19 protein-coding genes are annotated in these 22670 nt (G+C 51.9%); 10 read left to right on the plus strand and 9 right to left on the minus strand.

Features of this window, described 5'->3' with window-relative positions; translation table 11 throughout:
- Nucleotides 1–17: 17 nt before the first annotated feature.
- The 3 genes from LGS26_RS04580 to LGS26_RS04590 form a co-directional block, all read right to left on the minus strand.
- Nucleotides 18–1331: a homoserine dehydrogenase gene (locus LGS26_RS04580; protein WP_237889679.1), complete on the minus strand. Its 1314-nt coding sequence runs from the start codon at nt 1329–1331 to the stop codon at nt 18–20.
- 202 nt (nt 1332–1533) lie between these two features.
- Nucleotides 1534–2622 carry an HD domain-containing phosphohydrolase gene (locus LGS26_RS04585; protein ID WP_237889680.1) on the minus strand — a complete coding sequence of 363 codons (1089 nt, stop codon included), beginning with the start codon at nt 2620–2622 and terminating at the stop codon, nt 1534–1536.
- A gap of 9 nt (nt 2623–2631) precedes the next feature.
- Complete coding sequence (locus LGS26_RS04590; RefSeq protein WP_237889681.1) at nt 2632–5094, minus strand: hybrid sensor histidine kinase/response regulator; 2463 nt, start codon at nt 5092–5094, stop codon at nt 2632–2634.
- Between the two features lie 368 nt (nt 5095–5462).
- Between LGS26_RS04590 and LGS26_RS04595 the strand changes: the two genes are divergently transcribed.
- A complete protein-coding gene (locus LGS26_RS04595) occupies nt 5463–5948 on the plus strand; it encodes a hypothetical protein (protein WP_237889682.1) in 486 nt (161 codons plus the stop codon).
- Nucleotides 5949–6003: 55 nt separating this feature from the next.
- On the opposite strand, the gene rfbD is transcribed toward LGS26_RS04595, so the two are convergent.
- From rfbD to LGS26_RS04610, 3 genes are read right to left on the minus strand one after another with little or no spacing between them, the layout of a single operon-like run.
- Entirely contained in the window at nt 6004–6918 is a 915-nt protein-coding gene (rfbD, locus tag LGS26_RS04600) for a dTDP-4-dehydrorhamnose reductase (protein ID WP_237889683.1), read from the minus strand.
- Complete coding sequence (gene rfbC, locus LGS26_RS04605) at nt 6918–7463, minus strand: dTDP-4-dehydrorhamnose 3,5-epimerase (RefSeq protein WP_237889684.1); 546 nt, start codon at nt 7461–7463, stop codon at nt 6918–6920. Before rfbC ends, rfbD begins: the two co-directional genes overlap by 1 nt.
- Nucleotides 7464–7508: 45 nt before the next feature.
- On the minus strand, nt 7509–8540 hold the full coding sequence (locus LGS26_RS04610; protein ID WP_237889685.1) for a carbohydrate kinase family protein: 1032 nt from the start codon (nt 8538–8540) through the stop codon (nt 7509–7511).
- A 161-nt stretch (nt 8541–8701) separates the two neighbouring features.
- On the opposite strand from LGS26_RS04610, the gene dapA reads away from it, so the two are divergent.
- The 6 genes from dapA to LGS26_RS04640 all read left to right on the plus strand — a co-directional run bounded on the left by dapA (nt 8702) and on the right by LGS26_RS04640 (nt 13357).
- A complete protein-coding gene (gene dapA / locus LGS26_RS04615; RefSeq protein WP_237889850.1) occupies nt 8702–9592 on the plus strand; it encodes a 4-hydroxy-tetrahydrodipicolinate synthase in 891 nt (296 codons plus the stop codon).
- 200 nt (nt 9593–9792) lie between these two features.
- Nucleotides 9793–10599, plus strand: a complete 807-nt coding sequence (gene dapB / locus LGS26_RS04620; protein ID WP_237889686.1) for a 4-hydroxy-tetrahydrodipicolinate reductase — start codon at nt 9793–9795, stop codon at nt 10597–10599.
- Between the two features lie 45 nt (nt 10600–10644).
- Nucleotides 10645–11406, plus strand: coding sequence for a fumarylacetoacetate hydrolase family protein (locus LGS26_RS04625; protein ID WP_237889687.1), 762 nt, complete (start codon nt 10645–10647; stop codon nt 11404–11406).
- A gap of 9 nt (nt 11407–11415) precedes the next feature.
- Nucleotides 11416–12582, plus strand: a complete 1167-nt coding sequence (locus LGS26_RS04630; protein ID WP_237889688.1) for an LL-diaminopimelate aminotransferase — start codon at nt 11416–11418, stop codon at nt 12580–12582.
- Between the two features lie 5 nt (nt 12583–12587).
- Entirely contained in the window at nt 12588–13091 is a 504-nt protein-coding gene (gene folK, locus LGS26_RS04635; protein ID WP_237889689.1) for a 2-amino-4-hydroxy-6-hydroxymethyldihydropteridine diphosphokinase, read from the plus strand.
- A complete protein-coding gene (locus LGS26_RS04640; RefSeq protein ID WP_237889690.1) occupies nt 13088–13357 on the plus strand; it encodes a hypothetical protein in 270 nt (89 codons plus the stop codon). Before folK ends, LGS26_RS04640 begins: the two co-directional genes overlap by 4 nt.
- 120 nt (nt 13358–13477) lie before the next feature.
- Here LGS26_RS04640 and LGS26_RS04645 read toward each other — a convergent pair whose 3' ends face one another.
- From LGS26_RS04645 to LGS26_RS04655, 3 genes are all read right to left on the minus strand, one after another.
- On the minus strand, nt 13478–14632 hold the full coding sequence (locus LGS26_RS04645) for a M20/M25/M40 family metallo-hydrolase (protein WP_237889691.1): 1155 nt from the start codon (nt 14630–14632) through the stop codon (nt 13478–13480).
- A complete protein-coding gene (lon, locus tag LGS26_RS04650) occupies nt 14607–17030 on the minus strand; it encodes an endopeptidase La (protein WP_407932044.1) in 2424 nt (807 codons plus the stop codon). The genes LGS26_RS04645 and lon overlap by 26 nt, the downstream gene beginning before the upstream one ends.
- A 73-nt stretch (nt 17031–17103) precedes the next feature.
- Complete coding sequence (locus tag LGS26_RS04655; RefSeq protein WP_237889692.1) at nt 17104–18345, minus strand: MFS transporter; 1242 nt, start codon at nt 18343–18345, stop codon at nt 17104–17106.
- Nucleotides 18346–18652: 307 nt separating this feature from the next.
- Between LGS26_RS04655 and LGS26_RS04660 the strand changes: the two genes are divergently transcribed.
- From LGS26_RS04660 to kdpB, 3 genes are read left to right on the plus strand one after another with little or no spacing between them, the layout of a single operon-like run.
- The gene (locus LGS26_RS04660; protein WP_237889693.1) at nt 18653–18745 is read left to right on the plus strand and encodes a potassium-transporting ATPase subunit F; all 93 of its coding nucleotides are present in this window, start codon (nt 18653–18655) and stop codon (nt 18743–18745) included.
- Entirely contained in the window at nt 18742–20550 is a 1809-nt protein-coding gene (kdpA, locus tag LGS26_RS04665; RefSeq protein ID WP_237889694.1) for a potassium-transporting ATPase subunit KdpA, read from the plus strand. Before LGS26_RS04660 ends, kdpA begins: the two co-directional genes overlap by 4 nt.
- A 21-nt stretch (nt 20551–20571) precedes the next feature.
- On the plus strand, nt 20572–22641 hold the full coding sequence (kdpB, locus tag LGS26_RS04670) for a potassium-transporting ATPase subunit KdpB (RefSeq protein ID WP_237889695.1): 2070 nt from the start codon (nt 20572–20574) through the stop codon (nt 22639–22641).
- Nucleotides 22642–22670: the final 29 nt, after the last annotated feature.

A 22670-nucleotide genomic window follows, 5' to 3' on the forward strand; every position in this document is an offset into this window, starting at 1 on the left:
CAGCTGGCTCCTTGTTGTCAAATGGCAATAAGGTCTTCGATCCTGATGAGTACCGTCTTCCCCAGGACTATATCAAGATTGTCTATGATCTTTAACGCCTCCAGCACCTTTGCGTCAATGGCCTCATGGGTCAGCATGACTATAGGGACCGACGAATCGCGCCTTCGGCCCTTTTGCACCACCGATTCTATGCTGATCCCAAATTCTCCCAAAACGCCCGCTATCTTTGCAAGTACTCCTGGTTTGTCGACAGCTGAGAAGCGGAAGTAATATCTGCCTTGAGTTGCAGCAATAGGACGCCTTTTCAGAGGCTGGAGTGTGCGGAGCCGGCTTTCCGTAAGCCCGTTATTTTTTGCGCCGCTTGCGATGGATTTGGCAATATCAACTATATCCGATATGACTGCGCTACCTGTCGGCATCTTGCCTGCCCCAAGGCCATATAGCATTATTTTCCCAATTGCATCGCCTATAAGATAAAAGGCATTATACGCCCCGCTTACCTGTGCGAGCAGGTGGTCCCGTGGGACCATGGTGGGGTGAACCTTGAGTTCGAGGCCTTCGCTGCTGTCCCTTGCTATGGCCAGGAGTTTTATGTTGTAGCCGAAGGCCTTTGCGAATTCTATATCGAGGGGTGAGATACCGGTGATGCCCTCGATATAGATGTCATCCACGCCGACACTGGTCCCAAAGGCCAGGGTGGCGAGGATCGCGAGCTTGTGCGCCGTATCTACACCCTCTATGTCATAGGCCGGATCGGCCTCGGCATAGCCAATGGTCTGGGCCTCTTTCAAGACTTCTTCGAATGCCAGGCCCTCGTCCGTCATGCGGCTCAGGATGTAGTTGGCAGTGCCGTTCATGATGCCCATCACGGCCTGAAACCTGTTCGCCACCAGCCCTTCCTTCAGGGTCTTTATAACAGGAATGCCGCCACCCACACTTGCCTCGAAGCCGACGCTTACCTTGTGTCTATTTGCGGCCTCGAATATCTCGCGGCCGTGTGTGGCAAGCAGGGCCTTGTTGGCCGTGACCACGTGCTTGCCCCGGTCTATGGCGGAGAGGATAAGTGTCCTGGCAGGTTCAATCCCGCCAATCAGCTCCACGAATATGTCCAGTTCAGGGTCATTAATCAGGTCAGCCGCATCTGCCGTCAGCGCGCAGCCAGGGGCGTCAAGGTCCTTTAAGTCCTTGATATTCCGGTCACAGATGCGTTTAAGCCTGATCTTTACCCCAGATCTCTCTTCTAAAAGGCGGCTGTTGTTTAGAAGTATTAAGGCCGCGCCGCTTCCGACCGTTCCAAAGCCTAAGATGCCGACATTTATGGTCTGTTTCATGGAATATCCTTGATGGCGTCGTAAAAAGTCTCCATCTGCTGTGTTGCGCTGCATCCTTCGCCCATGCGGCGCACCTAAAAGTACGCCTCATTCCATTCCTCAGGGATTGCGGCGCCTTGCATTCGGAACTTGGGCGAACGCAATGGGATTGCCAGGGGCCGCCTTTAGGGATTTGTTTGAAAATATAAATGCCCTTAGTGATTTATGCAACGCCGCCATGGGGGTTAAGGATATCCGAAGACAGGTTTGCCGCGTATATTTCTTCGAATTTGGGGGCTGCTTTTTTAAATGCCGCCAGAATCCGGGGGTCAAAGTGCCCCGGCATGGTACGGCCATCCCCCTGGGTGATGATCTTCACGACCTGTTCGTGGTCAAATGCGGGCTTGTACGGCCGCCTGCTCCTCAATGCGTCATATTGGTCAACGAGCATGACGATCCTGCTCTCTATGGGTATCTCTTCTCCCCTTAACCCATTTGGATAGCCTGTGCCGTCCCAGCGTTCGTGGTGGTTCAGCGCAATACACTCCGCCATCTGTATTACAGGTTGTTTGGAATCCTTGAGCATCCTGGCCCCCAAGGTCGTGTGGGTCTTCATCACCTCGAATTCTTCTCTAGTAAGCGGCCCCTTTTTAAGGAGGATACTGTCAGGGATCGCCACCTTTCCTATGTCATGAAGCGCGCTTGCAAGGCCTATCCTCTTGCTAAAATCCTTGGGCATCCCAAGGGCATTAGAGATGACCGTGGAAAAGAGACCGATCCTGGAGATATGGCCGCCTGTATCGGTATCTCTGTATTCCGCCACTACCGTCAGGCGATGTATTAGTTCCCTTGAAAGGTCGGTAAGTTGGGCCGTTTTTTTCCTAACCTCGGCCTTAAGGTTTTTTTTGTAATTTTTTTCGATCTTGCCCATTTTATGGAAACGCAGGGCCTTTCTGATCGAATGAGTGAGGTAGTCTGGTTTATACGGCTTTATAATGAAGTCGAATGCGCCCTTTTGTATGGCGTCTATTGAGATATCTATGTCCGCATAAGCGGTCATGAGGATAACAGGGACCTCAGGGTCGACATCATGGAGCATTTCCAGAAGCTCAACGCCTGAGACTTCAGGCATTTTGATGTCGCTCAGGACGCAATCTATCTCGTTCTTTCGAAATTTCTCAAGGGCCTCTGCTGCACTTTGGGCTGTAAGGATGTTTATCCCGGCTGCATCGAGCAGCATGGAAACCGACTCAAGGACATACCTGTCATCGTCCACCACCAGGACGAGCTGTCTCTGACCTTCGGGACCCACGGGTCACCTCTACCCCAACACCCCCCTCACCTCCCTCAGCAGGTCCTTGGGCGAGATGGGTTTATATACCACAGGCACGCCTTCTCCGGGCGAGGTCTTACGGCCTGCCAGCTCAGGCGAGTACCCTGTAACAAAAATGGCCTTTATCTGCGGCGCAAGCCCCTTTATCTCGTTGTAGGCCTCATTGCCTGTCTTCTTGGGCATGATAAGGTCAAAGATGAGCAGACGGATCGCGTCTTTATTTTCCATAAACTTCCTCACTGCATCCTCCCCGTCCACCGCCTCTATGACCTTGTAGCCTGCATCGGTGAGCATGGTCTTCGTAAACCCCCTCACGCCGTCGTCGTCCTCCGCGAGGAGTATGGTCTCGGTCCCCTGTAGGGAAGCGGCGCCTACAGCCTGGGTCTCCTCGTGCGGCGCATCTATGGCGCCGGGTTGGATGGCCGGCAGGTATATCCTGAACGTAGTCCCATTTCCTGGTTCACTGTAACAGTTTATAAACCCATCGTGCTGCTTTACTATCCCATAGACCACGGAAAGCCCAAGCCCCGTGCCCTTACCCACCTCCTTTGTGGTAAAGAAGGGCTCAAAGATGTGCCCCAGTGTCTCCTCATCCATGCCTATGCCGGTATCGCTTACGGTGATGAGGGCATAGGTTCCAGGTCTTCCGTAGCCGTGGGCCTTTACGAACCCCTCGTCGATCGTTGTCTTTGCCGTTGTAATGGTGAACGTCCCGCCATCGGGCATGGCGTCCCTGGCGTTTACGGCAAGGTTCATGAGCACCTGTTCGAGCTGGTTTCTGTCGGCAAGGACCGTGATCTCCCCCTCCCCGCATTCAGTCTTTAATTCTATGCCCTCGCTTATGACCCTTCTAAGCAGCTTTCCCACATCCTTTATCACTGCATTAAGCTCTACGGGCCTCTTGTCGCTTATGCCCTTTCTGCTGAAGGCCAGGAGGCTTCCAGTAAGATTGGCCGCCCTGTCAGAGGCCTCAAGCATGCTTTCGATGTATTTCCGGTTCGGGTCGTCCTTTGGCATCTTCATCAAGGCCACCTGGCCATAGCCGATGATCGCCGTAAGGATGTTGTTAAAGTCATGGGCTACGCCGCCTGCCAGGGTACCCACTGTCTCCATCTTCTGGGCGTGAAGGAGCTGCTTTTCGAGACGGATCTTTTCGGTGATATCCTTTCCAAGCTCGATGACATGGGTGACCTTGCCGTCTTTCTTGATGGGCACGCCCCTCAATTCCCATATCCTGCCGTCCGGCGTGGTGACGATTTCCATGAAAGGTAGGCCCGTCGTGAAGCTCTGTTGGACAGGGCAGATCTCACACGGCATGGTCCTTTGGTGCCACAGTTCGTAGCAGTGTCTGCCCACGAGTTCCTCCGGTTTTTTACCGAGGCTGTTGGCGGCGCCCTTGTTTGACCAGAGCACCGTAAGATCAGGGGCCTGGAGGGTCAGGTTGTCGGGTATTGCGTCGAGGAGTGCGCTGAATTGGTCTGAAAGGCCGCGGTATCTGGCCTCGCTCTCCTTGAGCGCATCCTCGGCCTTTCTGCGTTCCGTCTCTTTTTCGGCGACCTCCATTGCAAACGAGATGTCCATCGCCAGCTCATCAAGCAGTTTGACCTCTTCTTCATCAAAGAAACCTGTTTTATCGCTGTAGAGGTTCAAGACACCTTTGAGCCTTCCTGCTACATTCAGAGGAAGGGCGGCAGAGGAGCGGTAGCCAATGCGGATGGCGTCTTCGCGCCAGGGTCCCATCCTTGGGTCATTCTTGATATCGTTACACACAACATGTGCTCCGGCTCGCAGGGCCCTGCCTGTCGGGCCGTTGCCGCGCAACTCATCGGACAAAATTATGCCGAGCTTGTCGATGTAACCATTTGTAACGCCGGCGCAGGCCACTGCGTCAACCTTTTGTGTCGAGGGATCGGCAATGCCTATCCACGCCATGCGGAAACCGCCTTTTTCAACGGCGATGCGGCAGATATCCTCAAACAGCGCCTGCGGCTCCCTGATACGTACGATGGCCTGATTGACCTCACTCAGGAGGGTATAAACGCGGTTTAGTTTATGGAGACGGTCCTCGGTCTGTCTGCGTTCCGTGATGTCATTTATGATGGCAAGAAAGACCTGTCCGCCATCTTTTTCCATCATCTGAAGGTGGACATCAACCGGATATTCGGAGCCGTCTTTTCTGCGGTGCATGGATTCAAAAACGAGCTGATCCAGCTCCTTCGTTAGCAAGGGTTCGAGCGTCGAGCGGAAGGCCTCTTGGGTAAACCCTGGCTTTATGTCATAAGGGGTCAGGTTATAGAGTTCGTCAAGGCTGTAGCCCAGATTCCTGTAGGCCCCTTCATTGACGAAGAGGAATTTCAGGGTATCGGCGTCAAAGACATAGATTTCGTTGAGGCTTCTGGTCAGTATCTCTTTCAGCAGGTCAGGGCTTAATTTATTTTCTGATCCGGTCATTTCACGCCCTTTATTTTGTTCCGTGCGGTTTTGACGATATAAACCTACGTCTTTTCTTTGTTTGTCAAAAACGGCAAAATTTGAACCGCGAGATCCAGCTTGTCCAATTTATATAGTCATGGGATATTCGTTTGACAAGCTGATCTTTTAACCCTCCTCCTTTTTCTTTTAACGTTGGAATGGGTCAAAAAGGATTGAAAAGAGATCCCATCTTATTTCTCTTATTTCGATATCGATTTTATGTTATAATTTTTTATTATAAAGTATATCTCGGATTTGGGATTCTGCCCGCACATAATCGGCAGACAATGGATTTCTAGGAGTTCCCATAAATACGGCCGGAAGGCCCGATTTGACCGGAGGTAAAAATGGAGACAAATGGTTATAGGTTATTTGGATTGGCCGCCCTTTTGGGCGTATTTTTTATTGCCTGTACAGCGCAGGAGGCCTCTGCAGGTGTGAACATCAATATCAATCTCGGCCCGCCGCCGATTGTGTTTCATGCGCCGCCGGAGGTGATCATGATACCGGATTCGCCGGTCTATTTCGTCCCGGATCTCGACATCGACGTATTTTTTTACAACGGATATTGGTGGTCGCCGCGCGGGAGGCATTGGTATTGTGCAAGGACGTATAATGGACCGTGGATGATAGTGGAGAGGCGTCATGTACCGCCCCCTTTATCCAGGATCTATCATCATAGCAATTACCGGATTATTTATGAGAGGGAGCACCGTATTCCATACGGACAGCTGAAGAAGGAATGGAGGCGCCATGGGCGCATTGAATGGAATGAAGGTCGCGGCGAATGGCATGAACACGGCCATGGGCGCGGACATGGAGACCGCAACTGAATTAAGGAAGGTTTCGATCTGCAGAGCAGGGGCCGGGTTCGGCAATAATCACACCTCATTTGGCAGGAGGATGAAATGGTTGGGATGGCGCCCTCAGCCCTTCCATACAGAGATTGAACTGGACGTCCCAATTCGGCATCTTAATGCCGAATGCCCTGAAGAGTTTTTCGTTTGACATGATCGAATTTTTGGGTCTCTTGGCTGTACAAAGGTAACCCTCGGAGGGAATAGGCATGATTTTGCATGCACAGCCTCGTCCGGTGGCGTTTGAAATGGCGCAGGCGAAGCCATACCAGGTGGTCGTCCCGCCTGCGCTCAAGTGGTAAAGTCCAGCGTGGTCTGGCGGAAACTCAAACCCCCCGCCAGCGGTTACAAATCTTGAAAGCACCTGGGCGGTGACTTCTGCTATCATGCGGCTCCAAGTGGGCGCACCTTTTTGGTCGTCCACTATTTTGATGGTGTTTCTTTCCCTAAGCAATCGGAGCATGGTCAGGAGAAAATTTGCACCCCTTGTCCCATAGACCCAGCTTGTGCGAAATATGAGATGGTTGCAGCCGGAAGACCGGACGGCCTCTTCTCCGGCAAGCTTGGTCTTTCCATAGGTGTTTATCGGGTTGGTGGGGTCTTCTTCTGTATATGGACCGCATTTTGTGCCGTCGAATACATAATCGGTTGAGTAATGCACCAGCAGGGCGCCGAGACGCCGGGCCTCCTCCGCCATTACGCCTGGCGCGATCCCATTGACAGCCATGGCAAGTCCTTTTTCTTCTTCGGCCCTGTCTACAGCGGTATATGCGGCTGCATTTATAATAATCGAAGGCCTCAGTCCACTGATGACTGTCCTGATCGAGGCCGGATCCGAAAGATCCATGGCCTCTCTGCCAAGTGCAGCCACATCCCCAAGGGTGGTCAGTGTACGCGCAAGTTCCCACCCTACCTGTCCATTTTTGCCTGTTATGATGATTTTCATCAAGCAAATACCTCTGCGTCCTTGAAGAATTTACCGGCCATATCCTTTGGAGAAAGGATGGGTTTGTTGCTTATCGGCCAGTCTATGGCGAGGTCAGGGTCGTTCCAGATGATGGTGCGTTCGAATTCAGGTGCCCAGTAGTCCGTGGTCTTGTAAAGGAATTCAGCCACCTTGGACAGGACTAGAAACCCATGGGCAAATCCGGGCGGCACCCACAACATGCGCCTGTTCTCCGCGCTGAGCCTTACCGACACCCATTTCCCGAAGTTCGGCGAGCTGCGCCTGATGTCAACCGCGACATCAAAGACCTCACCTACGATGACCCTGATGAGTTTCCCCTGCGTCTGCCTGATCTGGTAGTGGAGGCCGCGGAGCACGCCCATGATTGAGCGTGAGTGGTTGTCTTGTACGAATTCACGGTCTATGCCGGTAAGCTCCATAAACCTTTTTTTATTGTAACTTTCGAAGAAAAAACCACGCTCATCCCCAAAGACCTTCGGTTCGATGATGAGTACTTCGGGGATGACAGTCGGTATGACGTTCATCTTGTTGAATCACCTCCGTTTGAATCAACCGATCTGCATGTTAAATTAAATAATAAGGCCGTCGAGTCCATCCATCCATGTCCTGCCAAAGGCCGAAAGAGAATGCGCTGCAAGTCGCGCCCCTGTTGCAAGAGATGCCGTGACGTCTTTGTTTTTGAATATGCCTGCCAAAACGCCTGCATTAAAGGCGTCGCCTGCCCCAGTATTGTCAATTATTTCAAATTTAAGCGGTTCCGTCGGGACATGAGCGGTAAGCCCTCTTGAATGGAGAGATGCCCCCATTGCCCCTTGTTTCAGGATTATTGCAGGCCCCCTTGTCTCAGTGAAAAACGGTCGCCTTTTTGATAACATGGGATCGTGATTCAACATGGGGAGCAGGCAATTGGCGGCTTCGGTGCCGGTTTTTCCTGTGAAAAGGCCTGCCTCCGTCTTTGTGACGAAGAGGATATCAGTCCTCTTGAATATCTCTATGATAGGTCTTTCAAGGCCCATCAATGCGTATATTTCACCAGGGTCAAAGCTCAATATCTGGTCTGGAAGTAAGGCCTTCACCAGCCTGATCTGGTTCTCGAGACCTCTTTTCGTCACTACCGAGCTAAGATGGAGGCAGCGCGTCCCTTTTAAACAATCGGCTGGTGCCCAGTCAGTAAGGGTGAATTCCTGATCAGGCGGGATGACCATCATCGCCCTGTCGCGGCTTGCCGTGTCGAGAACTACCACACATATGGCACTCCTGCCCACGCGAGTCACCATGGAGGTCTCTACGCCCGACATGGAGCCAAGAATGAATTCCCCAGCGATGTCTTTGCCTACAGCGCCCAGAAAGCCTGTCTTGAATCCGAGACGCGCCAGGGCGCAGATCGTGTTTGCGGAAGAGCCGCCGCCGCTTTTTGTAATCAGCCTTCCGCAGGTGTCAAGACGCCTTAAGAGCCTGATGGCGTCTTCGTGGCTGCCTGTGATTTCGTGTCCTGGTTCAAGGGCGAAACCATCGTTGCGCAGGGCATCAAGGTCGTCTATTTCATAGATGATATCCAGATTAAGCGCCCCATGGCCCAGGAAGTCTTTTTCGGTCATCATAAATAACCTGTTTAAACTACTTGCCCATTTTCTACAAACCCTTTAATAATTTATCTTAATCTGGTCAAAAGGCATTTGGAAGGCCGATCTGGCCAAAACTATATATGGAGGGTCCGATCATGGCATGCAGCGCCAGGGCGTGCAAAAAGGAAGGTGCAACGATGAAAAAAGATAAGAAGATAGGGGGTGCCATTGTTGCGATTGTCACTCCTTTTAGAGATGGGGTGTTGGATGAGCAGGCGTTGAAAGACCTTATTGAGTGGCAGATAAAGTCTGGAACCCATGGGATCGTGCCTTGCGGGACCACTGGTGAGTCGGCGACGCTCAGCCACGAAGAACACATGAAGGTCGTCGAGGTCACCGTAGCTGCAGTAAACGGGCGCGTGCCGGTCATAGCAGGTACAGGGTCCAATTCCACTGACGAGACCATCATGTTGACCAGGCACGCCAAAAAGGCAGGGGCTGATGCGGCCTTGGTCATAACACCTTACTACAACAAGCCTACGCAGGAAGGGCTTTATCAACACTTTAAAAAGGTGGCGGATGAGTGCAAATTCCCGATGATCCTCTACAATGTCCCGGGCAGAACAGGCGTAAATATGCTCCCACAGACGGTCGCGCGCTGTGCCCAAAACAGATATATAATCGGCATAAAAGAGGCGACAGGCGACCTGAGACAGGTTACGAATGTGATAAGGCTGTGTCCGAAGGGCTTTATCGTGCTTTCCGGAGATGATTTCACGGCCATGCCGACTGTTGCGATAGGCGGAGAGGGCGTCATATCAGTTGCGTCAAACGTTATGCCGAAGGAGATGGCTGCCATGATGGATGCAGCGTTGAGCGGTCATATGGATAAGGCCAGAGACATGCACCTAAAACTCTTTCCCCTGTTCGATTCCTTGTTTATCGAGACAAATCCTGTGCCGGCCAAGGCTGCTTTAGCGCTTATGGGGAAGATACCGTCCGGCGAGTTGAGGTTGCCGCTCTGCCAGATGGGCAATGCAAATCAGGAAAGATTGAAAGAGGTGCTCAAGGGTTACGGGCTTATCTGATTTAAAATGCACGGTGTGCAAAAATATCCGGTGTGGGGGTTTTCAATAGCTGACTAAAATTATGCAGGCTGTTCAAAAGCGTCTGGTATAAGGGCGCGAAAGGTGAATGATGAGGCGTAGTTATGGCGCGCCGCAATGATGAACCGTGAGCGCAATGCAGCGACAGGCGTTTTTTCAACAGCCTACCATGGGGGGAAGATATGATCCGCGCAATAGTAGCAGGCGCCGGGGGCCGCATGGGCGGTCGTATAATCAACATTATAGAGGCCGATAAAGACATTACGCTTGCCGCCGCCTTTGAGAGAAAGGGATCACGGTTCGCGGGACAGGACGCTGGCATAGTCGCAGGGCTCAATAGGGCCCTCGGTATAATTGTCCAAGAAGGTCTTGAAGGCGTGATCGATGAGGGGGATGTACTAATCGACTTCACGTTCCATGAGGCCACATTGAATCATGCCCGCATTGCAGCCGGCGCCAAAAAGCCTATGGTGATAGGCACTACCGGTCTTTCCGCCGCTGAGATCGATGAGATCAGAAATCTGGCCAGATCGTTTCCATGCGTCCTCGCCCCGAACATGAGCGTTGGCGTCAATCTCTTGTACAAACTGGTCGAGATGGCAGCAAAGACCCTTGGTGACGACTACGATATTGAGATAATCGAGGCCCATCACAGGATGAAAAAAGACGCGCCGAGCGGTACGGCCTTGCAGATCGGTAGAGTTGCAGCTGCTGCTGTGGGAAGGAAGCTTGAAGAGGTGGGTGTCTATGCCAGACATGGGTTGATAGGCGAGAGGACAGCTAAGGAAATTGGCATCCAGACCGTCCGCGCCGGCGACATCGTAGGCGAACACACCGTGCTTTTCGGCGGGATCGGCGAACGCATTGAATTGGTACACAAGGCTTCAAGCCGTGATACCTTCGCAAAGGGTGCGGTCAGGGCCGCAAAATGGGTTGTTGGAAAGGGCCCCGGCCTTTACGATATGCAGGATGTCCTGGGCTTGAAATAAAAGGGCATTGACCTGATCTTCCGTTGGAATGAGGGAGGGAGGCAGATGAAACTGGTCAGGTTTATGACAAAAGAAAAAAAGTCGCCCCGTTACGGCATCTGGCGGGACGGATATGTCCGTGTGATCGTAGCCGACCCGTTCGAGGGTATGATCGTGGGGACATCCGAGACGTACCAGGCCGATGAGGTCATCCTTCTTGCCCCATGCACACCATCAAAGATAGTGGCCGTCGGATTGAATTACAAGGACCATGCCGAAGAGCTCAAGATGCCTCTGCCGGATGAGCCGCTTATCTTTTTAAAGCCCCCTTCTTCTGTGATAGGTCAAGGCGATGAGATCGTGAGGCCCGGACAGTCAAATCGCGTGGACTATGAAGCAGAGTTAGGCGTGGTTATAGGCAGAAAAGCAAGAAATGTGCCTCCGCAAATGGCAAAGGGTTACATCCTAGGCTATACCTGCATAAACGACGTAACGGCCAGGGATCTGCAGATGAAGGACGTGCAGTTTACCAGGGCGAAGGGTTTTGACACATTCTGCCCCATCGGACCATGGATAGAGACGGAGTTCGATCCATCCGACGCCCTTGTCGAATGCAGGTTAAACGGTGAGCTCAAACAGTCGTCGAGGACCAGTCAGTTCATTCACGATGTTCCTGAATTGATAAGTTTCATCTCACATATAATGACGCTTGAACCTGGCGATGTTGTATCCACTGGGACGCCAAAGGGCATAGGACCGATGGATCCTGGAGACGAGGTCATTGTAAGTATCGAGGGCATAGGCGAACTCAGAAACAAGGTCATATAAGAGGTCGATATGGATTTTAAGATATCAGAAAGGCTTTCATCGCTCCCGCCGTATCTCTTTGTGGAGCTTGACCGCAAGAAGGAAGAGGTGATGAGACGGGGCGTAGATGTCATAGACTTGGGTATCGGAGACCCCGACCTCCCAACCCCGCAGTTTGTTGTGGAGAGGCTCAAAGAGGCGGCGGGAAGGTCGCAGAATCACCGCTATCCGTCCTCCGCCGGCATGGCGGAATTCAGGTGTGCGGTCGCGGAGTGGTGCAGGAGGCGTTTCGGTCTGGTGCTTGATCCTGATAGAGAGGTTGCATGTCTGATCGGTTCAAAGGAGGGGATCGCCCATTTCCCGATTGCATTTTTAAACCCTGGCGATGTGGCGTTGGTTCCAACCCCTGGCTATCCCGTCTATCACATAGGTACCCTCTTTGCAGGCGCAAAGACCCATTTCATGCCGCTTGTTGAAAAAAATGCATTCCTTCCCGATCTTGACTCCATAGCCCCAGAGGTGCTCAAAGGTGCGAAGGTCCTGTGGCTCAACTATCCCAATAATCCCACGGCGGCGATTGCACCGGAAGGATTTTACGAAAAGGTGGTTGCATTTGCAAAGGAGCACAGGCTCATTGTCTGTCACGATGCGGCTTACAGCGAGATGACTTATGATGGGTACCGTGCGCCGAGCTTTCTTGAGATTCCCGGAGCAAAAGACGTGGGCATAGAGTTCCATTCGCTCTCCAAGACCTACAATATGACAGGCTGGCGGATTGGTTTTGCCATAGGACATCCGGATCTGATAGCAGGGCTCAAGAAGGTGAAGTCCAATGTGGATTCCGGACAGTTCAATGCAGTACAGGAGGCGGCCATAGCCGCACTCCAAAGCGATCAGTCCTTTATAGAGGAGATGCGGAAGGTCTATTCGGAGCGGCGGGACATGTTGGTCAAGGGGCTCAGGCGTCTTGGGATTGCGGCCCCATTTCCAAAGGCCACCTTCTACGTCTGGACCTCTGTGCCGAAGGGCCATACGTCCCAGAGTTTCTCGGGTCTGCTTCTTGAAAAGGCTGGGATAGTCTGTACCCCTGGAAGCGGCTTCGGTGCACCGGGCGAGGGTTACGTAAGAATGGCACTAACGGTGCCGGTCGGGAGGCTTGAAGAGGCCATTGGGCGGCTTGAAAAGGTGCTGAACTAACAGAAATGGCATGGAAGATGGCGTACATAGGCCTTGGAGCGAATCTAAGGCCAAGGCGCAAAAATTGTCTTTTAGCGATCGAGCTCCTTAAAAAGACGCCTGAGATCAGGGTTGTCTCCATGTCGAGATTTTACGAGACAGAGCCTGTAGGGGTCGACACAACGCATCTCTTTGTAAATGCGGCAGCTGGAATAGAGACCAGTCTTCTGCCGTACCCCCTCCTTGATATGCTCTTGCAGATCGAACATAAACTCGGGAGGGACAGGTCAAAAGGCCCTGACAGGACGATAGACATTGATCTCCTCTATTATGAAGGCGTTAAGATAGACGAAGGCGGCCTTTCACTTCCTCATCCAAGGGCGTCTGGGAGGCGTTTTGTCCTTGCCCCATTGGTCGAAATAGCGCCTGATCTCAATATCGGCCCAGAAGGTGAAACGGTCGCAATGCTTTTAAGCCGACTGCCAGAAATACCGTCGGTCAGGATGATGGATAAGGGATCGCGGTCTTGAAATTTATTTTCTTTATCTTGCTATATGGGGTAATCTATTTCTCCTTCATCAAACCCTTCTTAAGGGGCTATCGCGGTGCGACTGGCAATACGAGGGGTGCGATCCAGCCTCCACCACCCATCCACGATGAACTCGTAAGGGATCCTGTTTGTGGGGTCTTTGTCCCGAAAAGGCAGGCTGTTGCGCTTATAATGGATGGCAAGATCCATTATTTCTGCTCTGAAAGGTGTAGAAAACAATTCATTGCTGGCTCCGGCCGCCGCTAAGAATCCTCTCGGGTTTTCAAACGTCAGATGGAGGCGTGCGAGAAATGGTGAGGCGTGGGCGCCTAAAGTACGCTGCAACGGCGAGCCATGGGCAGGATGTAAAGTAGCAGAAGGGTTTTTTCAACAACCTGGCCAGCTCTTGATTATCTCAATCACAAGCCTGCAAACCCTTGCCATGTCCTCCAGTCTTATGAATTCACTGGTGCTGTGGACATTTTGCATACCTATCCCCATGATAACAGTTGAAAGCCCCTTGCCGTTAAAGATATTGGCATCGCTCCCGCCGCCGGTCTTTCCGGTCTTAATATCCCTACCCAAGACCCTTGCAGCATCCATCGCGGCCTTGACAAGTTGGTGGTCGTCGGGGACGGACATGGCAGGGTAGTCGTCTCTTACCTCAGCCTGTACTAACGGGAGGCCGTCCAAGCCATCCTTTCTGAATTCAGAGGCCACTTTGTGAAAGCGCCCTATGATCTCGTCCTCCACCTCACGGAGCCTCTTCGGGCTATGGCTCCTCACCTCACCGTCCATCTCCACTTCGCCTGGTACGATATTTGTCGCATTGCCGCCCCGGATGACCCCGATATTCGCCGTTGTTTCATCGTCTATGCGTCCCATCGGGATTGTAGAGAGGGCATTGGCCGCAATCCTTATGGCGTTTATCCCGTCTTCCGGCCTGATGCCTGCATGCACGGCCTTTCCAACTACTTTTAGATGGAATCTGATCGCGGCAGGGGCCATGGTGATGAGCATATCCGGGTTGGTGGCGTCAAGGGCATAGCCTGCCCTGGCTTTAAGAAGCGCAGGGTCAAAAGCCTTGGCACCCAGGAGCCCTATCTCCTCGCAAACAGTAAAGAGGAACTCCACAGGGCCGTGGGCCACATCGTATTCTTTTAAGAGATTTGCAACCTCTATCAGGATGGCTATGGCCGCTTTGTCGTCAGAGCCGAGGATTGTCGAGCCGTCAGTGGAAAAGACACCTTCTTTGAAGATGGGTTTTATACCCCTTCCTGGTTCGACCGTGTCCATGTGGGCGTTGAAAAAGAGTGGAGGGACGTCTTTCACGCCAGGGGTGCGCACTATTAGATTGCCGCTGCTGGATCCAGTCTCGGACTTGGTTTTATCCTCGATTACCTCAAATCCAAGGTCTGAAAAATGTCTCCTGAGCCACGCACAGACCGCAGCTTCCTCCCTGGACGGGCTGTTGATCTTGACAAGCTCCATAAAGGTATCAGAAAGGCGCCTTAAATCAGGTCTTATCTCTTTTTTTCTCATTTTTGTCCACGTCCTGTTTGATAGCGATCTTTAGTACCTCGTCCATATATTTTACTACATGGAAGGTTATTTTTTTTCGGATATGACGAGGTATCTCCTCAAGGTCTTTCAAATTTCCTTCAGGGATCACAACCCTTGAGATGCCGGCCCTCAGGGCGGCCAAGGCCTTTTCCTTGAGTCCGCCGATGGGGAGCACCCGGCCCCTTAGGGTGATCTCCCCCGTCATTGCCACGTCTTTATCTACAGGCCGGTCTGTCAGCGCGGAGACAAGGGCGGTCGTGAGGGTTATGCCGGCAGAAGGCCCGTCTTTTGGTATGGCCCCTGCCGGGACATGTATGTGGATGTCTTTGTTCTCAAATGTCTGTGGATCAATACCCAGGGACTCGGCCCTTGATCTTGCAAAACTCAGGGCGGCCTGGGCAGATTCCTTCATAACCTCGCCAAGGAGACCTGTAAGGGTAAGGCCGCCCTTACCCTTCATAAGTGTGGCCTCAATCCTCAGGACCTCTCCGCCGAAAGGTGTCCACGCAAGACCCGTCGCCACCCCAACCTGACTCTCTTCTTGGGCGAGCTCAGGTTGATACGGTGGGATGCCGAGATATCTGCTGAGACTTAGGGCCGTGACCTTAAACGGCCCCTTTTCCCCTTCTGCGATACGGCGGGCCGCTTTTCTACAGACCGCTGCTATCTGACGCTCGAGTTCACGGAGACCGGCCTCACGTGTGTATTCCTCTATTATCTTCATAAGGGTGGTGTCAGGTATATCGAGTGTATCTTTCTTAAGGCCGTGTTCTTTGATTTGGCGCGGAAGGAGATAGCGCCTTGCAATGGCCGCCTTTTCGTCGGTCGTATAACCTGATAGCCTTATGAGTTCAAGCCTGTCCAGGAGGGCGGACGGGATAGAGTCAGTCACATTGGCCGTCAGTACAAAGAGAACCCTTGAAAGGTCGAACGGAAGGTCTATGTAGTGGTCGAAAAATGTGTTGTTTTGCTCTGGATCAAGAACCTCCAGGAGGGCAGCAGCGGGGTCGCCCCTGAAGTCAGTGCCAATCTTGTCCACCTCATCCATCATAAATACAGGGTTGTTGGTCCCAGCCCTCTTGATTCCCTGGATGATTCTGCCTGGGAGTGCCCCTATATAGGTGCGCCTGTGACCGCGTATCTCCGCCTCATCCCTTACGCCGCCAAGCGAGACCCTGACGAATTTGCGACCCAGGGCCCTTGCCACAGAGCGGCCGAGGGAGGTCTTGCCGACGCCGGGCGGTCCGACAAAGCAAAGGATAGGTCCTTTTACAGATCGATTCAGTTTCCTTACAGCTATGTATTCTATGATGCGTTCTTTGACCTTTTCGAGGTCATAGTGGTCTTCATCCAATACCTTCTGTGCCCTTGCGACATCCAGTTTGTCGTTTGTGGATCTGGACCACGGCAGTTCAATCAACCAGTCTAGATAGGTCCTGATTATCGAGGCCTCTGAGGCATCGGGGTGCATGGATTCCAGACGCCCTATCTGTTTTAACGCATCTTCTTCGGCATCGGGCGGCATGCGGGCCTCTATGACCTTTTTCCTGAGCTCGCTGAGCTCTTCAGTCCTGTCGTCTATCTCGCCGAGCTCGCGCTTTATGGCGTTCAACTGCTCCCTGAGGAAGTATTCACGTTGGGTCTTGGTCATTTCCTCCTTGGCCTCGGATTGGATTTTGGCCTGTACGGTCGTGACCTCAAGTTCCCTGGCAAGGAGGTCGTTTACAACCTTTAGTCTCTCAACAGGGTCTGCAACTGCTAAAAGATTCTGTGCGTCGGCAGGCTTTAACTTCAGATTTGATGCCACCATATCGGCAAGCCGGCCAGGCTCGTAGAGATTGTTCAATACAGCCCCTATCTCTGGGCTGAAGACCCCTTTCAGGGCAAAGAGTTTCTCGGCCTGTTCTTTGACATTTCTTATAAGCGCCTCGATCTCTACTGTGATCTCGCCGGGTTCCTCCTCTTTTATTGGTCTTATGCGCACCCTGATATATGGTTCTTCCTGTAGGAATTCTAATATCTCGCCCTTTATTAAGGCCTGGGCAAGGATTTTCAGTCGCCCATCAGGGAGCTGAAGCGTCCTGATGATTGCAGCCGCCACGCCTAGATGATAAAAGTCGTCTCTGTCCGGGGTCTCTTCAGCTGGGTCTTTCTGGGCCGTTAGAAAGATAAGTCTATTTGACCTCAGCGCCTCGTTTACAGCCGCTACTGAGGCCTCTCTGCCGACAAAGAGCGGGACTACCATTGAAGGGAATACTATTACATCCCTCAGCGCCATAAGTGGCAGCTCATCCGGTATTTCTATTGTCTGCTGTCCGCCAGCATCGTCCGTGATAATAAAATTATCGTCAATGTCCATATCGCTCCACAATCCCATGCAGGGGCCTCTTTAAAAAATCTCTCGGATTTTTATCTAAGTATAAATGGCCGTCATAAATTGCCAAGATAAATTAATCGTCTATCCCTTTTTTAAGTCGGATATCCGGCAGGAATACGGCCAGCACCCCAAGTAATGGGAGATATGAGCAGATATGATAGACGAATTCAATGTCATACATGTCAGCCAGTTTCCCCAGCACGGCAGCGCCTATACCGGCCATACCGAAGGCAAGTCCGAAGAACAGGCCGGAAATGGTGCCCACCTTGCCTGGAATGAGTTCTTGGGCGAACACTAAGATGGCGGAAAAGGCGGATGCCAGAGTGAAACCGCCTGCAAAGGCCAGAATACCAGTCCATGTCAGGTTTGCATAGGGCAGGGCAAGGGTAAATGGTGCAGCCCCGAGGATAGAGAGCCAGATGACCTTTTTTCTCCCTATCCGATCGCCGATTGGCCCGCCGATGAGCGTACCCGTCGCAACGGCGAATAGAAATGTGAAGAGGTAATACTGTGCCTGCTGCATTGGCAGATGAAAGCGGTGCATTAGATAAAAGGTGAAGTAATTGGTGATACTTGCCAGATAAAAATATTTGGAGAATATGAGCGCCAAAAGGATCAGTAGGGAGATGGTGACTGTGCGCCTGGAAAACGCTGATTTTGCATCCTGATGGCCTTTGGATCCCCCGCCTTTATATGTGCGGCGGCGTCCATACCAATGCCCTACATTTATAAGTACCACGATTGCAAGCATGGCAAGAAACGAAAACCATAAGATGCTGTGTTGCCCACATGGGATAATGATCCAGGCCGCCATTAGGGGCCCCATGGCAGTGCCCGCATTGCCACCTACTTGGAAAATGGACTGTGCAAACCCATATTTTCCGCCTGATGCCATTCTCGCAACGCGTGAGGATTCGGGATGAAAGACCGATGACCCCATGCCTACCATGGCGGCAGCGATGAGCAACGCGTCATAGTTCCAGGCCATAGCCAGGACCAGGAGGCCGCATAGGGTACAGCCCATGCCAAAGGCCAGGGAATAAGGCCTGGGATGCCGGTCCGTATAGAACCCTACCATCGGTTGGAGCAGAGAGGCGGTAATCTGATAGACTAGGGAGATCGTACCGACCTGGACAAATGTGAGCGCAAAATTGTTTTTTAGAAGGGGATATATTGCAAAGATCAATGATTGGATGGTGTCGTTCAAAAAATGGGAAAAACTGATGGCCCCTAATACCTTTAATGAACCTGTCTGCCAGTGGGCGTATCCAGTTTCCGGAGAGGCCCCATTCCATTCCGTTTCAGTCAAGGTCATTGCTCCTTTCCGGGGAATGGCCGATGACTATAATGTAATTAGTGTTGATTTGTAAATATGTATCAGCACCTCCCATAGAGTGGGTTTGGAAAACGTTCAAAGCGGCGCTCATGATCTTTATAAAATTTTTATATCTTTCAGCCCATTTTTTGCATCAATTTTATCTCTCTTTTGATATCCTTATTAAAAAAATAAGTCGGTGAGGAAGTTTTATGGATGTATTTTATACCGCTTTAGTTATGGCGTTCTTAGGGTTGTCATGGTTGTTCCTGAAGTTACTGGAAGGCATCTAAGGAGAGGAGGAAAGATGGATATCTTTTATTGGATAGTGGGTATAGTGACGTTTGGGGTATTTGTTTACCTCATAATAGCACTTTTGAAACCGGAGATGTTCTCATGACATTAAACGGCATCCTACAAGTTGTTTTATATTTTGGCGTCCTATTGCTCCTGGCAGGACCGCTGGGAGTTTATATGGCCCATGTTTATGAAGGAGAGCCATGCTGCCTGGATTGCATAGCAGGGCCGGTGGAGCGGATTTTTTATAGGCTTTGCGGCGTCAGTCAAAACGAAGAGATGGACTGGAAGGAATATGCCATGGCTGTGCTTATCTTCAATGTTGGCGGTATATTCCTGCTCTATTTTCTGCAGCGCATCCAGGGCGTCTTGCCCCTTAACCCTCAGAACTTTCCGGCAGTCCCTCCCGACCTTGCCTTTAACACCGCTGTAAGCTATGTGACAAACACTAACTGGCAGGCCTATAGTGGAGAGGCTACGATGAGTTATCTGACGCAGATGATAGGGCTTACTGTGCAGAATTTTGTCTCGCCAGCTGTGGGAATGGCCGTACTCGTGGCCCTGATCCGCGGGTTCAAGAGGCGTTCCGTTCAGACCATCGGCAATTTCTGGGTCGATCTCACTAGATCGATATTATATATCCTTATGCCACTATCGCTGATATTATCGCTGTTCCTCGTATCTCAAGGTGTGGTACAGAGCCTAAGCGGGTATAAGATTGTAAGGCTCGTCCAGGGCGTCAGCTACGACAGGGTAAGGCTCGACAGCGACGGAAGGCCGGTCATTGACGCAAGCGGCAAACCTGTTGTTGAAAAGGTGCAGACAAGGGAACAGGTTATACCGCTTGGACCCGCGGCCTCTCAGATCGCCATCAAGCAACTCGGCACAAACGGCGGGGGGTTTTTTGGTGCTAATTCCGCCCATCCCTTTGAGAACCCGACGCCGCTGTCGAATTTTTTGGAGCTCCTGGCGATTTTGCTGATACCGGCTGCGCTTTGTATAACCTTTGGAAAAATGGTTGGCGATGTGCGACAAGGCCGAGCGCTATTTGCAGCTATGCTGATCATCTTAATCGCGCTGATGTCCCTGTGTCTGTGGAGCGAACAGCGCGGCAATCCAAATTTCGCCACGCTCGGCATTGATCAGACAGCGAGCGCGCTTCAGCCTGGCGGCAACATGGAGGGCAAGGAGACACGCTTTGGAATCATCGATTCCGTCCTCTGGACAGCAGTGACCACGGCCGTCTCGAACGGCTCGGTAAATTCTATGTTCGATTCATTCACGCCCCTCGGCGGTCTCTGTCCAATGTTTCTGATGCAATTGGGTGAGGTTGTATTCGGGGGTGCGGGTTCAGGGCTTTATGGCATGCTTATATTTGCAATTATTACTGTCTTTATCGCCGGACTGATGGTAGGCCGCACGCCTGAATATCTCGGTAAGAAGATCGAGGCGTTTGAGATGAAGATGGCCTCGCTGGTGATCCTGATTGTCAATGGACTCGTCATGGTTGGCGCGGCAATTGCGGTTTCTACAAAGGCTGGTGTTGTTGGTATTGCAAATCCTGGACCCCATGGATTTTCAGAGATACTCTACGCCTTTACATCCACTACAAATAACAATGGCAGTGCCTTCGCCGGTCTCAATGCAAACTCGGTATTTTACAACACTGCCTTTGGAATTACGATGTTTTTAGGCCGTTTCTGGGTGATACTCCCGGTCCTTGCGATCGCGGGATCTATGGCCAGGAAGAAGCATGTGCCTGCGAGCCTTGGGACGTTGCCGACGCATACCCCCTTGTTCATCATGTTTTTGATCGGGGTCGTGTTTATAGTAGGGGCCTTGGCCTTCCTGCCCAGTCTGGCCCTTGGACCGATCGCCGAATACATGAACATGATGATAGGTAGATAATATCTTATCAGCGAGGGAATAATGAACAGAAAATCTAAAAGCTCTCTCTTCGAGCCGGCCATCGTGAAGCGGGCATTGTTAGATTCGATCAGTAAGCTGAACCCAGCCCATCAAATCAAGAACCCTGTGATGTTTGTCGTCGAGGCGGGAAGCATGCTTACCACATTCCTTTTTATCCGCTCTCTCTTAGGAAACACCGGGGAATCGCCCCTTTTTATCCTGCAAATATCAGTCTGGCTCTGGATCACCTTGCTTTTTGCAAACTTTGCAGAATCCATGGCAGAAGGGCGCGGCAAGGCACAGGCCGATGCACTGCGCCAGACACGCCGAGATATCATGGCCAAAAAGCTCTCAAAGCCCGAGCCAGATGCGGAAGTCACTCAGGTTGTCTCTTCACGGCTCAAAAAAGGGGATATTGTCCTGGTGGAGGCCGGGGATATCATCCCCAGCGACGGTGAAGTCATTGCCGGAGTGGCCTCTGTCAACGAAAGCGCCGTAACCGGAGAGAGTGCGCCTGTAATTAGGGAAAGCGGAGGGGATCGAAGCGCGGTTACAGGAGGGACGATCGTCCTCTCGGATTGGCTTGTCATAAGGATAACCGCTGATACCGGAGAGACATTTCTGGACAGAATGATTTCAATGGTTGAAGGTGCGAAACGCCAGAAGACACCTAACGAGATAGCCCTGGATATCCTCTTGGCAGGTCTGACCATCATCTTTTTGCTGGTAACCGTGACGCTTCTTCCTTTCTCCATATTCAGCGCCAAGGTCGCAGCTCAAGGTAGCCCTGTAACCATCACTGTCCTCGTTTCACTCTTGGTCTGCCTTATACCAACGACCATAGGTGGGCTGCTTCCAGCCATAGGCATAGCAGGCATGGATCGAATGATTCAGGCCAATGTGATTGCAAAGTCCGGCAGGGCCGTAGAGGCGGCCGGCGACGTTGATGTACTGCTGCTCGACAAGACAGGGACTATAACACTGGGCAACAGGGAGGCCACTGAGTTTCTGCCTGCACCTGGAATCAACATCCAGACCCTGGCCGATGCAGCCCAGCTCGCCTCCCTTGCAGACGAGACTCCTGAGGGCAGGAGTATTGTGGTTCTGGCAAAGAAAAAATACGGTCTTCGAGAACGGGATATTCATTCGCTTGGTGTAACATTTGTCTCCTTTACCGCCCAGACGCGTATGAGCGGCGTAAATCTCGAGGGACGGGAGATACGCAAGGGCGCTGTGGACGCCGTGGAAAAATATGTCTCATCAAAGGGGGGGATATTCCCGCATGTTGTCCGTACCATGGCCGACGATATAGCCAAGCAGGGAGCTACGCCTCTCGTTGTGGCTGAAGGGGCAAAGGTGCTCGGTATTATTCGTTTAAACGACATAATCAAGGGCGGTATCAAGGAGCGCTTTGCGGAAATGAGGAAGATGGGAATCAAGACGGTCATGATAACAGGAGACAATCCGCTCACGGCGGCCGCGGTTGCTGCAGAGGCAGGGGTTGATGATTTTCTGGCCGAGGCAACGCCTGAGGCGAAACTGAAGCTCATAAGGGAGTATCAGGCAGGCGGCAGGCTGGTCGCCATGACAGGCGACGGTACAAACGATGCGCCCGCGCTCGCCCAGGCGGATGTCGCTGTGGCCATGAATACCGGGACACAGGCCGCGAAGGAGGCTGGCAATCTGGTGGATCTGGACTCAAACCCGACAAAGTTGATCGAGATCGTTGAGATCGGAAAGCAGCTCCTCATGACACGCGGCGCACTTACCACCTTCAGTATAGCGAATGATGTGGCCAAATACTTTGCCATCCTGCCTGCCGCCTTTATTTCGATCTATCCGTCACTCGGGGTGTTGAACATCATGAGGCTTACCTCTCCGCAAAGCGCCATCCTTTCCGCGGTGATTTTTAACGCCCTGATCATATTTTTTCTGGTTCCCCTTGCGCTTCGCGGTATAAAATATCGTCCTATGGGCGCACAGATAGTACTGCGCAATAACGTTCTGATCTATGGCGGTGGCGGGCTCGTTATACCGTTCATCGGGATCAAGTTGATCGACATGCTGATAACAGCCCTGCATATTGTATAACAGCCTATTGCATTGATAAGATTGAGGTT

Source organism: Dissulfurimicrobium hydrothermale (assembly GCF_022026155.1).
In the GTDB taxonomy this organism is placed as follows: Bacteria; Desulfobacterota; Dissulfuribacteria; order Dissulfuribacterales; family Sh68; genus Dissulfurimicrobium; species Dissulfurimicrobium hydrothermale.